General features: G+C 62.5%; 16 protein-coding genes. 6 read left to right on the top strand and 10 right to left on the bottom strand.

Annotated elements, in window-relative coordinates; all coding sequences use genetic code 11:
- Position 1 precedes the first annotated feature (1 nt).
- The 6 genes from HPY65_12005 to HPY65_11980 all read left to right on the top strand — a co-directional run bounded on the left by HPY65_12005 (position 2) and on the right by HPY65_11980 (position 6,216).
- Positions 2 to 268, top strand: coding sequence for a zinc ribbon domain-containing protein (locus tag HPY65_12005; protein NPU85196.1), 267 nt, complete (start codon positions 2 to 4; stop codon positions 266 to 268).
- Positions 265 to 1,212 (top strand): radical SAM protein, encoded by a 948-nt coding sequence (locus HPY65_12000; GenBank protein NPU85195.1) that lies wholly within the window; start codon positions 265 to 267, stop codon positions 1,210 to 1,212. Before HPY65_12005 ends, HPY65_12000 begins: the two co-directional genes overlap by 4 nt.
- Positions 1,213 to 1,355: 143 nt before the next feature.
- Positions 1,356 to 2,228 carry a 4Fe-4S dicluster domain-containing protein gene (locus HPY65_11995; protein NPU85194.1) on the top strand — a complete coding sequence of 291 codons (873 nt, stop codon included), beginning with the start codon at positions 1,356 to 1,358 and terminating at the stop codon, positions 2,226 to 2,228.
- 70 nt (positions 2,229 to 2,298) lie between these two features.
- Positions 2,299 to 3,138, top strand: a complete 840-nt coding sequence (locus HPY65_11990; protein NPU85193.1) for an MBL fold metallo-hydrolase — start codon at positions 2,299 to 2,301, stop codon at positions 3,136 to 3,138.
- Between the two features lie 259 nt (positions 3,139 to 3,397).
- Positions 3,398 to 3,688, top strand: coding sequence for a GYD domain-containing protein (locus HPY65_11985; protein ID NPU85192.1), 291 nt, complete (start codon positions 3,398 to 3,400; stop codon positions 3,686 to 3,688).
- A gap of 446 nt (positions 3,689 to 4,134) precedes the next feature.
- Positions 4,135 to 6,216: a molybdopterin-dependent oxidoreductase gene (locus tag HPY65_11980; GenBank protein NPU85191.1), complete on the top strand. Its 2,082-nt coding sequence runs from the start codon at positions 4,135 to 4,137 to the stop codon at positions 6,214 to 6,216.
- A gap of 123 nt (positions 6,217 to 6,339) precedes the next feature.
- On the opposite strand, the gene HPY65_11975 is transcribed toward HPY65_11980, so the two are convergent.
- The 10 genes from HPY65_11975 to HPY65_11930 form a co-directional block, all read right to left on the bottom strand.
- Complete coding sequence (locus HPY65_11975) at positions 6,340 to 6,744, bottom strand: 4Fe-4S binding protein (GenBank protein ID NPU85190.1); 405 nt, start codon at positions 6,742 to 6,744, stop codon at positions 6,340 to 6,342.
- Positions 6,745 to 7,014: 270 nt separating this feature from the next.
- Entirely contained in the window at positions 7,015 to 7,971 is a 957-nt protein-coding gene (locus HPY65_11970) for an MBL fold metallo-hydrolase (protein NPU85189.1), read from the bottom strand.
- A 246-nt stretch (positions 7,972 to 8,217) separates the two neighbouring features.
- Positions 8,218 to 8,676: a redoxin domain-containing protein gene (locus HPY65_11965; protein ID NPU85188.1), complete on the bottom strand. Its 459-nt coding sequence runs from the start codon at positions 8,674 to 8,676 to the stop codon at positions 8,218 to 8,220.
- 9 nt (positions 8,677 to 8,685) lie between these two features.
- Positions 8,686 to 8,943 (bottom strand): redoxin domain-containing protein, encoded by a 258-nt coding sequence (locus HPY65_11960; GenBank protein NPU85187.1) that lies wholly within the window; start codon positions 8,941 to 8,943, stop codon positions 8,686 to 8,688.
- 91 nt (positions 8,944 to 9,034) lie between these two features.
- Positions 9,035 to 10,060, bottom strand: coding sequence for a (Fe-S)-binding protein (locus tag HPY65_11955; protein NPU85186.1), 1,026 nt, complete (start codon positions 10,058 to 10,060; stop codon positions 9,035 to 9,037).
- Between the two features lie 46 nt (positions 10,061 to 10,106).
- Entirely contained in the window at positions 10,107 to 10,616 is a 510-nt protein-coding gene (gene tsaA / locus HPY65_11950) for a tRNA (N6-threonylcarbamoyladenosine(37)-N6)-methyltransferase TrmO (GenBank protein ID NPU85185.1), read from the bottom strand.
- 3 nt (positions 10,617 to 10,619) lie between these two features.
- Positions 10,620 to 11,648, bottom strand: a complete 1,029-nt coding sequence (locus HPY65_11945) for a class I SAM-dependent methyltransferase (protein ID NPU85184.1) — start codon at positions 11,646 to 11,648, stop codon at positions 10,620 to 10,622.
- A complete protein-coding gene (locus tag HPY65_11940) occupies positions 11,645 to 12,088 on the bottom strand; it encodes an iron-sulfur cluster assembly scaffold protein (GenBank protein ID NPU85183.1) in 444 nt (147 codons plus the stop codon). The genes HPY65_11945 and HPY65_11940 overlap by 4 nt, the downstream gene beginning before the upstream one ends.
- A 34-nt stretch (positions 12,089 to 12,122) precedes the next feature.
- Entirely contained in the window at positions 12,123 to 12,473 is a 351-nt protein-coding gene (locus HPY65_11935; protein ID NPU85182.1) for an ATPase, read from the bottom strand.
- Between the two features lie 25 nt (positions 12,474 to 12,498).
- Positions 12,499 to 13,359 (bottom strand): Mrp/NBP35 family ATP-binding protein, encoded by an 861-nt coding sequence (locus HPY65_11930; protein ID NPU85181.1) that lies wholly within the window; start codon positions 13,357 to 13,359, stop codon positions 12,499 to 12,501.
- Between the last annotated feature and the right edge of the window lie 167 nt (positions 13,360 to 13,526).

The following is a 13,526-nucleotide window of genomic DNA, read 5'->3' as shown; positions in this document are numbered from 1 at the left end:
CATGCCGACGTACGAATACGAGTGTGACCGGTGCGGTGTCCGGTTCGAGCGGAAACAGGGGATCAGCGAGGCGCCCCTCATGGAATGCCCGGAGTGTCGCGGCAGTGTGAGACGGCTCATCAGCGGCGGGGGAGGCTTCATCATGAAGGGGGCCGGTTCGTCGCGGGCGGCGCGGCACGGGGAGGACTGTTCCCTGGCCCGGACAGGCAGGACCTGTTGCGGGAGGGGCGAGCGATGTGACGATTCGCCATGTTCGGGAGGAAGATGAGCTTGGGCGCCTTTCAGTACGTGTATGGTCCTGTCCCTTCGCGACGGCTGGGCCGCTCCCTGGGGGTCGATCTCGTTCCCTTCAAGACCTGTACGTATGACTGCGTCTACTGCCAGCTGGGACGGACGACGAACCGGACCCTGGTAAGGGATGCGTACGTGCCTGTCGATGCGGTCCTGGCGGAACTGGAGAGGAAACTGGCAGGAGGGGATGTCCCGGATTGCATCACCCTTGCCGGTTCCGGGGAGCCCACGCTGCACTCCGGCATCGGTCGCGTCATCGCACGGATCCGGGAGCGGACGGATGTGCCCGTGGCGGTCCTGACCAACGGCTCCCTGCTGTGGATGAAGGACGTGCAGGACGACCTGATGCAGGCGGAGCTTGTGATTCCCTCGCTGGATGCCGGAGATGATCGCCTGTTTCAGACCGTCAACCGGCCGCATGAAGAGCTTTCGTTCGAACGGGTGATGGATGGCATGGCCGAATTCGTCCGGCGCTTCCCGGGGGAAACGTGGCTCGAGATCCTCCTGTTGGCCGGGGTGACGGGCATGCCGGCCGAGGTGCGGAAAATCGCAGATCTCGCCGCGCGCATCGGACCGGCCAGGATTCAGCTGAACACCGTCAGCCGGCCACCTGCTGACGAGTTCGCTTTTCCGCTTTCAGACGGGCAGATGCAGGCCCTTAGGGGACTCTTCCCGGAGCCGGTCGATGTCCTCTGCGATCGCACGGCGGGAAACGGGAACGACGCATCGCCTGTCCCGGTCGAAGACTCGGATATCCTTGCCCTGCTCCGGAGGCGGCCCTGTACCTCCGGGGAGGTGGCGACCGGTCTCGGCATTCATGTGGCCGACGCGATCAAGCGGCTGAACAGGCTGATTGCGGCCGGAAGCATACGATGGGTTGTCTCGGGCGCGAAAAACGTTTACCGGGCGACGGATTCCTGAAGGAAGAGCGCCACGGGAGGTTTCCTCACGGGAGAAGCCTCTCCGGCGAAGCAGGATGGAGGAACGGCACATGCACCGGTGCGGCGGGTTCGATTCCGCCCGTTGCCGGAGCGTTGGAACGGAGGCCCGGAAAGGACGGGAGAATGAAGGAAATCGTCATTATCAGCGGCAAGGGAGGGACGGGGAAGACAAGTCTGGCCGCGTCGTTCGCCGTGCTGGCGGACCGGCCGGTCATTGCGGATTGCGATGTGGATGCCGCGGATCTGCACCTGGTCCTCTCGCCGCGGGTAAAAGAGCGGCATGCCTTCCGCAGCGGTCATGAGGCGGTCATCCGTCCGGAGGACTGCATCGACTGTGGCCTGTGCCTGGACGTTTGCCGTTTCGAGGCCGTGAAGAGGACCGAGGAACCATCGGGCTGTTCCGTGTTTACCATCGACCCGGTTTCCTGTGAGGGGTGCGGGGTCTGCGTTCGCTTCTGCCCGGCGGAGGCCATCGATTTCCCGGAGCGTCTCTGCGGAGAGTGGATGATCTCGGAAACCCGCTGCGGTCCGATGGTTCACGCCCGACTGGACATCGCAGCGGAAAACTCGGGGAAGCTCGTCTCCACGGTTCGCCGGGAGGCCCGGCGCATCGCGGAGGAGGAGAGCCGAAACCTGATCCTGGTGGACGGCCCGCCGGGAATCGGCTGCCCCGTGATCGCATCCCTGACCGGATCGACGCAGGTGCTGGCCGTGACGGAACCGACCGTTTCCGGGGAGCACGATCTCGAACGGGTTCTCTCGCTGACAAAGCATTTCCGGATTCAGGCGGCCGTTTGTGTGAACAAGTGGGACCTGAACCCTGGAATGACGGAACGCATCGAGAAAAGGGCGTTGGGGATGGGAGCAAGGATCGCCGGCCGAATCCGTTACGACCGCTCCGTGACCCGGGCCCAGATCGAGGAAAGGGCCGTCGTGGAAATCGATGCTCCGTGTGTCGAAGATGTGCGGAGTGTCTGGGAAGCGACCATCGAATGACCGGCGGGCGGGAATCGGTCCGCCGGGCAAGCCCGTTTCTCCGGGGCGGAAATGTCAGGGACCGGCGATCATGAGCCAATCCGTTTCCATTACCATCCTTGTCGACAACAGAACGATCCCCGGTTTGACGGCGGAACACGGCCTTTCCCTCTGGATCGAAACAGCGGGCCGGCGCTTCCTCTTTGACACGGGGCAAGGGGGAGCCCTGGTTCCCAACGCATCGACCCTCGGTATCGACCTGGCCGGAACCGACACCCTTGTCCTGAGCCACGGGCACTATGATCATACGGGAGGAATTCCCCGGGTCCTCCAGGCGGCGGGTCAAGTCGAGGCCTACTGTCATCCGGGAGTCGCGTCGCCCCGTTACGGCGTCCGGAGCGGCGCGGCAAGGCCGATCCACATGCCGAGGCAATCCGTGACGTCCCTTGAAGGGTTGCCTGTGAACCGCGTCCACTGGGTGAGGCAGCCCGTTTCCTTGTCGGAGAACGTCGGCCTGACCGGGGAAATCCCTCGCGAGCACCCTTTCGAGGACACGGGAGGACCCTTTTATCTCGATCCCGAGGGGCGGTTCGCGGACTCGATCGATGACGATCTTGCCCTCTGGATCCGGACGGACGGGGGACTGGTCGTCTGTGTCGGCTGTTGCCACGCCGGGCTCTTGAACACGCTGCATTACATACAGCGGCTGAACGGCGGGATGAGAATCCGGGCCGTCATCGGCGGCTTTCATCTGCTTAACGCCGGCCGCGAACGTCTCGATTGGACCGTGTCTGCGCTCCTGTCGCTGGATCCGGACCGGGTGATCCCCTGCCACTGCACCGGCGAACACGCATCCGCCGTTCTGCTCGATGCCCTTGGGCGCAAGGGCATTCAGGGCTTGGCAGGATTGAGATGCCGGTTCCAGGCCTGAAGAAATGCCTGTCTCCCTGACGCATCCCCATTAGGGGATGCGTCAGGGAGACACAAACGGATACGTCCCTTTGACTCGATTCTGTATCCAAAGAGTTTTTCATTCACCGGTTACCATCCCCTTCAACCCTGCACAAATGTGCGGAAGAAACAGTTGTATGAGCTTTCCGCATGTGAAACGGGCTGTCGGCTTCCGCCGCAGGCCGGAAGAAAAAAGAGGCGGCGCACACCCCATCCGCATACGAAAGGGGGGAAAACAGATGCAACTCTACATCATTCTCATGACTCTCACGGACCAGGGGATTCGCACCGTGAAGGATTCGACCCAGTTGATTGACGAGGCAAAGAAAGCCTTTGAAAAGAAAGGAGGTGTGGTGAAGGGCATTTATATGACCATGGGGGAATGGGATTACCTGGCCGTTTGTGAGGCGCCGAGCGATGAAGTCGCGATCGATTTCATCCTGGGGCTCGGTGCCACGGGCAATGTCAGGACCCATACAATCAAGGCGTTCCTGCCGGAAGTGGTCACCGAGTTCAAGTTCAGCTTCTGAAAACTCGCGTCTGCGCCAGAAACGAAGGTTTTCGGGAATGCCGAAGATGAAGTCCTGCCGGGGACCTGTGCGCCGCCCCCGACAGCTTCGGGCAAAGTCCAGGCGGATCGGATTCACCGGGCCCCGGCGCGGATTTGGAAGATCCGGGGAACCCCGGCAGTAAATCAGGGAGTGCGGATACAAGGAAACAGGGGCAGGGGGCCGATGCACGAAAGAATGAATCGTTGTCTTTCCTTCTCATGACATCTGCCACGGGAGGATTCGCTCATGCCATCTCATGGGAAAACCCTGTTTCCCTTTGGGTATGTTTGGAGTCTTTCGATTCCGGGCGTCGGTACGCGCGGGCAGCCGATTGGTATTGCGGTTTTTTTTGATCATGCAGTATGTTATTTTTAGCATGAGCCTGTATCGTGTCACCATTCAATAAATGCGAAGAAGGAGGAGTCATGGAGGAGGGTGTCCGCTGGGTGAAGACCCACTGCTCGAGGATGGACCACGGCGGCTGTGCGCTGCTCGTGGGCGTGAAGAATAACCGGATCGTCCAGGTCAAGGGGGACCCGGAGGGCTTTTTGAGCCGGGGATACATCTGCCCCAAGGGGGTGGCCTCGCCGGACCGGCTGACCCACCCGGACCGGCTGAGGTATCCTTTGAAACGAAAGGGAGACCGAGGAGAGGGAAGGTGGGAGCGCATCTCCTGGGATGAGGCCCTGGAGACGGTTGCCGGTGGCCTCCGGAAGATCCGGGATGAGCATGGTCCCAAGGCAGTCGCATTCGGAGTCGGTATGCCCAAGGGACTGGAGCACTTCGTCCTGATCCGCCTCGCCAACCTCTTCGGATCCCCCAACGTCATCGCTTCCCAGGATGTCTGCCACGCCCCCCGGGAGATCACAGGGCTCCACACCTGCGGCTTCTATCCCGTGGCTGATTTTCATCACAAAAGCGCCCTGGCGGTCCTCTGGGGCAGCAACATCACGTCCACGAACGAGGAGGGGGAGATCTGCAAACTGCTTCTGGATCAGGTCAAGGAGGGTACGGAGCTGATCGTCATCGACCCTCGCCGCATCGATCTGGCGAAGAAGGCAAAGTTCTGGCTCCCGATCCGGCCCGGGACGGACCCGGCCCTGGCCCTGGGGTTCCTGAACGTCATCATTGGAGAGTGCCTCTACGACAAGGCATTCGTGGAGCAGTGGACAGAGGGATTCGCCGATCTGGCCGAGCACGTGAAAAAATACACCCCCGAGGCAGTCTCCGCCATAACCCGCGTCGAGGCGGGACTCATCCGCGAGGCCGCCCGGTCCTACGCCGCCGCCAAGCCGGCGGTGCTCCAGTGGGGGAACCCGCTGGAGCACACGGTCCACACCTTCGACGCCACCCGGGCTCTCATCTGCCTCATGGCCGTCACGGGAAACCTGGATGTCCCCGGCGGCAACGTGGAGGCCCATGACCCCCGGATCATGGGCCTCGGCCCCTTCGTTCGGGCGGACCTCATCCCGGACAAGCGCAAGGAAATGATCAGCGCCCACCACCGGGTGATCCCGCGGCTCATGACCATCGCCCCCGCCTACTTCCGGAAGGCCGTCCTGGAGGGAGTTCCCTACCCTGTGAAGGGATTCTACGGCATGTGCTCCAACCCCATGCTGTCCTACGCCGACAGCCGCCTCACCCATGAGGCCTTCCGAAAGCTTGATTTCGTCGCCGTGGCGGATGTCTTCATGACGCCCACGGCGGCCATGGCGGACGTGGTCCTGCCGGCGGCCACCACCTTCGAGATCAACGACATCGGGCACTACGGAATCGGCCATGGCTATATCCTGGCGCGGCCGAAGATCGTGGAGCCGCCGGATGAGTGCTGGCCCGACATGAAAATCATGAACGAGTTGGGCAGGCGGGTAAGCGATCCCTCGCTCTGGCATGACGACTTCGAGCAGTTTCTGGAGGACGTGGTGAAGCCCGCCGGACTGACCTATGCCCAGTTTGTGGAGAAGGGCTGCCTGAAGGGTGCGGACCGCTTCGGCTCCTGGAAGGAAAAGGGCTTCAGGACCCCCACGGGGAAGGTGGAGCTGAAGTTGAGCGTGGCGGAGAAATTCCGCCTGTCGGCCCTGCCGGAGTGGAAGGGCCTGCCGGAAGAGGACGATTCCGATTATCCCCTGGTCCTGACAAGCGCCAAGAGCGGGAATTACCTTCACTCCTCCTACCGGTGGGTGGAAAAGATACGGAAGAGGGAGCCCCGGCCCCTCGTGGAGATCCACCCGGAGACGGCGGCCCTCTATGGCCTGGCCGACGGCGATCCGGTGGTCATCGAGACGAAGTACGGGCGGGTGGAACAGTCGGCCCGCCTGACGGACGCCCTGATGCCGGGGGTGGTCTGTGCCGCCCACGGCTGGTGGTTCCCCGAGGCGGACCCGGCTGCCCAGTACGACTGGAAGTCGGCCAATTTCAACATGCTCACTTCCGTTGTGAAGCTGGGGAAGGAATACGGCACGCCGAACCTCAAGAGCCTGCCCTGCCGGATCAGCCGGAAGGAGTGACAGGAGCTTCAAAAGATTGACTGCAACGTTCCCATTTAAAAAAAGGGGTCGGATTTATTTGCGGAAACAAATCCGACCCCTGTCCCTGCCCGGGACCCGTTTGCCCAGATCACCCTGTCGATATCACCCAGGGCGCGGTTCAGGTCGAACCCGAACCGGGCCACGCTTCCCCGCCCACCCCGGGGACATGTCGTTTATCTTCAGGGCGTTTTCCGGGCAGTTCCGGACGCAACCCAGACAGGCAATGCACTTCCCCCGGTCCGCCTCGCCGACTTCGACATTCATGGCTCCCGAGGGGCACCCTTCCTCGCAGACCATGCACATGCTGCAATCGTTTCCGCCTCGTCCGGGCAGCTGCGTCAGGACCTTGAACCGGAAGGCCTCGATGGCGTCCAGGGTCTCTTCCGTGTGGTCGGTCCTTTCATATGCTCCCGTGACAGCCGGGTCCTCGCCGGTAAGCCGTTTGTAGGTTCTTTCGGCGTATGCTCTGGCGACCTCGCAATCCGTGTCGTGAGGCCGCCCTGCCATGGCTCTCCAGCCGCCGATATTGGAGGTTGGGACGCCGGAAACTCCGCGGACGATACGACAAGCCCTGTTCCTCTGCATCCCTCGTTGCTGAAAGTCAGGCCACGAAGACCACCGCTGCCAGGACGGTCGTGTACTCCGGTCCGCTTCTCCTGCTGCTCAGCCGGGAAGGACATGACGTCCCTGCGGCTTCATCTGTCGCCCGGCGGCCCGGCGGAGCAATCCGCCGGGCCGCATCTCGTGGCTTTCTTCCTTGAGAGAGACGTCCTTCCGTCACGCCGCGAAGGTGAGCTTCGTTCCCGACATGTTCAGGATGAAGGCATCCTTCATCTCCTTTTCCATCTCCATGATGGCCTTCCGGCCCGTGCAGTGGGTGGGGATGACGTAGGCGGGGTTGATCTTCTTCAGCTCTTCCGTGGTCCGGCCGATGATGGATTCGAAGAGGGGGCCGCTCAGGTGGAATCCCCCCATGACGACATGGACCTGCTCCACGCCCGTCACCTCCCGGGCATAGAGGGCCGTGTTGACGATCCCCGAATGGGCGCAGCCGGAGAGGATCACCAGACCTTTGCCCTTCAGGTTCATGACGACGGAAGTGTCGTCCTCGATGGCGTCCCACTTCTCCTCGCCCCCCTCCTGGCAGAAGGCGATGGGGAACCCCTTCTCGAAATCCGTCCGCCGGGGGACCTCCCCGAGGAACAGCACGTCCCCGTCCAACAGGGGCCGCGGTTCCTTCGACTCCACGACCTTCAGCCCCGCCTTCTCGACGGTTTCACGGTCGAATTTCGGGAAGTGAATCTTGAATTCCGGTGCGATCTTCAGGTAGCGGGGCTTCTTGAAGACAGACGGGTGGACCGTCAGTTCGAGTCCCTTCTTCCCGATCATGGCCATCATGTCGATGAACCCCCCCGTGTGGTCCGAGTGCCCGTGGGAGAGGGCGATGGCCTCCACCTGGGACAGGTCGACCCCCAGGACGCGGGCGTTGTGGGCCGCGCCGATTTCGGAGAAGCCGAAGTCGAACAGGAGCGTCCGGGTCCGGTCTCCCGTCGTGGTCTTTACCACGGCGGAGAAACCATGCTCCGCCAGGATGGAGCTCTTGAACTCCATGTCCTTGAGGGCCGTGGCGCGGTTCACCACTGCGCTGTTGTCCATGGCGGTGATTTCAATGTAGTTGTCCTGGAGGGTGAGGATTTCCACCCGGTCCACTTCGTTGATGGGGACGGACTGCATCAGGTACATCTCCTTTCTGCTTCTTATTGGATTCGCAGGGATGGATGGAATTCCTCCATCCCGTTGCCCTCATGAAATCGTTTCTGCAGCTCCGGTGACGGGTCGGCCCGGAGAAACCGCCTCCGCGTCTCCGGCCGGCCGGTCCGGATGATCGGGTGCCGGTTCCGTTCGTGGCAAAGGACCGGATGGCGTTCTCCCCGGACCGGCCGGACCGGGGAGAACCGGTGCCGATCGTTTCGGGAGGCCTCAGTCGAAGGCCATCTTCGTTTTCCAGACTTCCCAGACCCTTCCGACCAGGTCTGGCCCCGGCTTCAGGGTCATCTTGCCGGGTTTCCAGCCCGAGGGCGTTGCCTCGGTCCCCTTCGATTTCCGGACGACCTGGAACGCCTGGATCTGGCGGATGGACTCGAGGACGTTCCGGCCCACCGGCGGCGTCAGGACCTCGAAGCCCTGAATGATCCCGTCGGGGTCGATGATGAACCGGCCCCGGGCCTCCACCCCCGCGTCCTCCAGATAGACGCCGTATACGCTCCCCACCTTGCCGCCGCCGTCGGAGAGCATGGGGAAGGGGACGCCGCCCTTGACCATCTTGGAGAGCTCATGGTCATTCCACATCTTGTGGACGAAGACGCTGTCGACGCTCATGGACAGGATCTCCACGCCCAGCTTTTTGAATTCGGGGTATTTCTCGGCGACCGCCGAGATCTCCGTGGCTCATACGAACGTGAAATCACCCGGGTAGAAGCAGAGGACGACCCACTTTCCGAGGTACTCCGACAGTTTCACCTCGATGAACTTGCCCTTTTGATACGCCGGCGCCGTAAAATCCGGGGCCTTTTTGCCGACCGTCACCATCTGCCTCACCTCCTTCTGCTGCGGTTGCGCGGTTTCTCCTCCGGTTGCCTCGATCACGGCCTCGCCCACGGGGCCCCCCGTGGGCCGGGCACAGCCCACTTTCATCTCTTTCGCCATGGGAACCTCCTTTCCGGAATCATGCGGTTTATATCCACATCCCTCTTCGGGGATTCACTGTAAAGGGTGACCGGCCGCAGCAAGGCCCGTCTCAGGCGGGCTTGTCCTCCGGCAGGGTTTCGCCCAGGGCGAGCCGGCACAGGTCGCTGATCATGTAGTTGGCGAGGCCCGCGCCCTTGGCCTTTTTGCTCAGGGTCCTGTAGCACATGGGACATAGATACAGCATGGCCTCGGCGCCGTGCTCCTTCGCGTCGGCGATGTTCTTCTCCCGGAAGGGCTCGAAGTTCTTCCCCCGGGGAAAGAGCTTCAGGTTCGGCCCCGCCAGCTCGACGCCGCAGCAGATGGCGTTGACACCGTCGTACTCCCGTTTGACCCGCTCCACGCCGATCAGGTCGAGAATCTCGTCCAGGAAGGGGTCCTTCTCCGGGGTGTACCGGGAGGCGCAGGGCCGCTGGTAGGCGATCTTCATGTTCAGGGGCCTGATGTCGGACTTGTGCTCATTCAGGTAGTCCCGCAGGTACTCGAAGATGGACACGGGGCGGAAGGGAAGGGTGACGCCGAACTCGGGTGCCATGCCTTTCAGGACGGCATAGCAGTCGTCATGGACGAAGACGATCTCCTTCGCTCCCGACAGGGCCAGGTTGTCGACGAGGCCCTGGAGGCGGTCCCGCATGATCGACTCGTCCCCCATGTGGGCGAAGAGGACGTTGCAGAAGTAATGGCGACCCTTCAGGAGCGGAAGACCCTCGAACAGCCTTCCGTGGAGGGCCCAGGGCATGCTGCCCTCCATGACGCACAGGGACATGACCCGTTCGGCCGGAGCGACGGCCTTGGGAGTTCCTTCCGCCTTGAAGCGGTCGGCCATCTGGGCCTTGAGGGCGGGGTCGGTAAAGTTCCCCGCCTCCTCCATTTTCTGCAGGATCAGGTCGAAGGGGCGTGCGTCTCTCGGACAGTACTCGTTGCAGGCGATGCAGGTGACGCAGTCGTAGAGCCAGTCGGCCTGCCCCTCTTCCACGAACTTGCGGAACGCCGCCGCCCCCGTCTCTTTGTCGAAGGGCAGGTAATGACACCGTGCCAGGCAGTCTCCGCAGAAATCGCATCGGTCTTCGTGAAACATGATTCCCTCCTCTCGGTTTATTTCATGACATTTCAGTGTGTTGCTGTCAATGGGACTCCCGTTCATCCGGTGCTGCAAACCGCCGGTCCGACCGCACGTCGGCCGCTCCCTCCGCCCGGGACGCCAGCCATCCCGTCCGCTCCGCAGGCCGGACGTCGAAGGCCGGTACGTAAGGCTTGACGTCCAACAGCGGCGTTCCGTCGATCACGTCCACATCTTCGATGTGCAGAACATTACCCTCCACCCGGACCAGCCGGACGACCGACAGGCCGATGGCGTTGGGTCGCCGGGGGGCCCGTGTCGCGAAGACGCCGCGGAGCCGGTCATCCAGGAAGGGCTTTACGTGGAGGGCGTATCCTTCGGAGAGATGAAAGGCATAGAGCAGGTGAATGTGCGAGAAGCCTTCGAGGTCCTTCAGCCCGTCCCGGTAGGCGGATTCGATGATCGCCCGTCCCGGGACACCCTTTGCGCCGGTCGGCTGGATGGGCATGTCGGCAGGGTTGGAAAAGGGCGAATGAATGATGCCGATGGGCCGGAACAGGAAATGGTCTGACATGGGTCAGGCATCCTTTCGGGCAACGTAAAACTGCCGCAGATGGTACTCGTTATAATCCAGGAACAGGCAGCCGGGGAAGCATTTTCGGAGCACCGCAAGCCCTATGCGGGACAGGTCGTCCGCCGTCAGGTGGCAGGACGTATAACCGGTGATGATCACGTGTCCCGATCTGCGAAGCCTCGTCATGGATTTGCGTAGAATCCTTTCCGCCTTTTCCCGGGACAGGATCTGGCGATTGAGCAGACCGCAAAAAATCATGATGTCGTACATCAGGTCCCCGGGCAATCCGGTGACGTCTTCGCCGTCGCCGAAGTGGATGTTTGCGAGACGCCTGCGCTGCGCTTCCCCGACATTGTCCGGATTGGCGTCGATGCCGTGGCAGTCGAGAGCCGCCGGCCGGCCGCAGTCGGGGACCCGGAAGAGGTTTCCGCATCCGCACAGCCTCCAGTCCGCCGGACCGGCCTGATTGCCGCCGAGAAGCGCCTCGATCAGGTCTCCGCAGCCGCACCCGACATCGAGCAGCTTCTCCACGGATTTCAGGGACGAGCGTTCCGACCCCGACAGGTAAGCGGCGCAGAGACTTCCTGTCCGCGCCGGCATGGTGTCGCAGATCTCTTGCACGGCCTCGACGACGGCCGGGTGGATCTGGTTTCGATAAACCGGATATTCCGGGGCCTCGTCGAAGCGGTTCCAGTCCATCAGGCGGGCGGTGTTCCTTTCCGGAACGATCAGCTCCACGTCGTTCGGGCCCTGGCCGGATAGGAAAGAGACCAGGCGGGTCTCCTCGGACGCTTTGACCGGATGTGCCGAGATGGAAGGCCAGAATCCTTTCGGCTCGACGGGATCCTGCGGATCGACGAGGGCCGCAAGGGGTCGATAGATGCCCGCCGGATTCTCTTCCACCCACAGTTGTCCCTGCAAAAAGACGAGATCCCGAAACCGGATCAGGTTGCACCATATGGCGGGGATGTCTTCCCGCGGGCGTTCCCGGATGGACCGGACCGTTCCGGAAAAATCCTCTTTCGTCATCATGGGTGAGGTGGCTGCCGGTCGGGTTTCCCGGCTTTCGCCAGGTTCCTGAGGGCCCTTCGAAGGGTCCTCACGGCCAGGAGGGCGCAGTGGCGCGAATCGTCGGGCAGACCTCCGAGATGTGCCAGGACGGCCTCCGGATCGATCCTCACGCATTCCCGGATCGTTTTGCCTGTCGCCATGACGGTGACGGCCGATGCAGAGGCCAGGGCCGGCGTACAGCCGTCCGTACGGAAGGAAGCGCCGGTGACCCGTCCGTCGGCCGCGAGCAGAAACATCTCCACGGTGTCTCCGCAGGGCCCCGTATATTTTGCATACCCGTCGGGGTTGTCCAGGGAGCCGTAGTTTCGGGGGTTTGTTCCGTAATCGAGGACCCGATCGGAAAAGTCCGTCCCGTGGCCTACATGCCCGGCGATCGGGAAGATTGGCCCCCGGTCTCGCATGGATGGAATCATCGTTTCGAAGCGGTGGCCCTCCTCAATGGTCGCAGGTGTTGATTCCCATTTCCAGGTTTCCCGCCAGCCAGGCCTCTGCGAGCCGTTCCGGTTCATCCGCCGGAGCGCCCACGATGACCTGGATCCCCCGGGCCGCGAACAGGTTCTGAGCCCGGGTCCCCATCCCGCCCGCGATGATCAGGTCGGCGCCCTGCTCTTGCAGCCAGGCAGGGAGGACGCCCGGTTCGTGGGGCGGCGCCTGGAGGTCCGTGCGGCGGAGAACGACTCGGCGGTCCCGGTCGGCCTCCAGAAGGACAAAGGTGTCGCAATGGCCGAAGTGGGCGCAGAGCCTGCCTCCGCTGACGGGGATGGCGATGGTTACGTTTGTTTTCATGGAAACTCCTTTCCGTACCGCTCCTTCAGTGGAGCCTCGTTTTTTCTTTCAGGTCGAGAAGCATCCCGACGATCGGCTGGAACGCCGCCGCCGCTTCGGTGCCGCTGTGATGGTACACGAAGGGCGTGCCGTTGTCGGATGCCTCGACGATCTGCGGATCAATGGGGATGCGGCCGAGGAAAGGGACGCCCATGGATTGCGCCATGCTCTCCCCACCCCCCCGCTTGAAGATGTCGATGACGGTCTTGCAGTTCGGGCAGACAAACCCGCTCATGTTCTCGATCACACCCAGGACGGGCAACTTCACCTTCCGGCAGAAATCGATGGACTTGCGCACGTCCGACAGGGAGAGGTCCTGGGGGGTCGTGACGATGAGAGCGCCGTTGCTGTCCGGAATGAGCTGCGCCACCGAGAGGGGTTCGTCCCCGGTGCCGGGAGGGAAATCGATGATCAGGTAATCCAGGTCGCCCCAGTCAACGTCGGCCAGGAGCTGCTTGATGACACCCATTTTCAGCGGGCCGCGCCAGATGACAGCCGAGTCCTTTTCGGGCAGAAGGAAGCCGAGGGAGATGACCTTGAGGCTTTCCCCGTAGACGGCCGGTGACAGCTTGGCGCCCTGCGAGACCGGCGGCGGCCCTTCGAGATTAAGAAGCTTGGGAATGCTGGGTCCGTGAAAATCCACGTCCAGAAGTCCCACCATCTTCCCCTCCATGGCCAGGGCCACGGCGATGTTGGCGGCTACGGTGCTCTTCCCGACGCCGCCCTTCCCCGAAAGGACCATGACCTTGTGGCGGATCCGCCTCATCTGCTCCCGCAGCCGTTCGTCACTGTTATCGGCTTCCCTCTTTTCAGGGATCCTCTTTTCGCCTGCCCCGCAATCTTCCATCTCGCCATATCCTCCTTCAGGTTTGAATCGTTTTCTGAATCCCGCGGCGGTCGTTTTCCGCCCGGATCGTCCTGTTCCCTTGCTCCCTCTGTCTGCCCGTTTTGTCAACCAAGATTCCGGTTCTGCATGCTTGCGGTCCTGTCCGGCGGGGCCTCCCCCGCCATCCA

This window comes from Syntrophaceae bacterium (assembly GCA_013177825.1).
GTDB lineage: Bacteria > Desulfobacterota > Syntrophia > Syntrophales > PHBD01 > PHBD01.
The sequence above is the reverse complement of the archived record's forward strand: the minus strand, read 5'-3'. Positions and strand labels throughout refer to the sequence as shown.

Bases quoted from the DNA above. Each gene is read 5' to 3' on its own strand.
- HPY65_11945 (NPU85184.1), bottom strand. From the start codon at position 11,648: ATGATGACGAAAGAGGATTTTTCCGGAACGGTCCGGTCCATCCGGGAA.
- HPY65_11940 (NPU85183.1), bottom strand. From the start codon at position 12,088: ATGCGAGACCGGGGGCCAATCTTCCCGATCGCCGGGCATGTAGGCCAC.
- HPY65_11980 (NPU85191.1), top strand. From the start codon at position 4,135: ATGGAGGAGGGTGTCCGCTGGGTGAAGACCCACTGCTCGAGGATGGAC.
- HPY65_12000 (NPU85195.1), top strand. From the start codon at position 265: ATGAGCTTGGGCGCCTTTCAGTACGTGTATGGTCCTGTCCCTTCGCGA.
- HPY65_12005 (NPU85196.1), top strand. From the start codon at position 2: ATGCCGACGTACGAATACGAGTGTGACCGGTGCGGTGTCCGGTTCGAG.
- HPY65_11975 (NPU85190.1), bottom strand. From the start codon at position 6,744: ATGGCAGGGCGGCCTCACGACACGGATTGCGAGGTCGCCAGAGCATAC.
- HPY65_11990 (NPU85193.1), top strand. From the start codon at position 2,299: ATGAGCCAATCCGTTTCCATTACCATCCTTGTCGACAACAGAACGATC.
- HPY65_11985 (NPU85192.1), top strand. From the start codon at position 3,398: ATGCAACTCTACATCATTCTCATGACTCTCACGGACCAGGGGATTCGC.
- HPY65_11930 (NPU85181.1), bottom strand. From the start codon at position 13,359: ATGGAAGATTGCGGGGCAGGCGAAAAGAGGATCCCTGAAAAGAGGGAA.
- HPY65_11960 (NPU85187.1), bottom strand. From the start codon at position 8,943: ATGGCGAAAGAGATGAAAGTGGGCTGTGCCCGGCCCACGGGGGGCCCC.
- tsaA (NPU85185.1), bottom strand. From the start codon at position 10,616: ATGTCAGACCATTTCCTGTTCCGGCCCATCGGCATCATTCATTCGCCC.
- HPY65_11995 (NPU85194.1), top strand. From the start codon at position 1,356: ATGAAGGAAATCGTCATTATCAGCGGCAAGGGAGGGACGGGGAAGACA.
- HPY65_11935 (NPU85182.1), bottom strand. From the start codon at position 12,473: ATGAAAACAAACGTAACCATCGCCATCCCCGTCAGCGGAGGCAGGCTC.
- HPY65_11970 (NPU85189.1), bottom strand. From the start codon at position 7,971: ATGCAGTCCGTCCCCATCAACGAAGTGGACCGGGTGGAAATCCTCACC.
- HPY65_11955 (NPU85186.1), bottom strand. From the start codon at position 10,060: ATGTTTCACGAAGACCGATGCGATTTCTGCGGAGACTGCCTGGCACGG.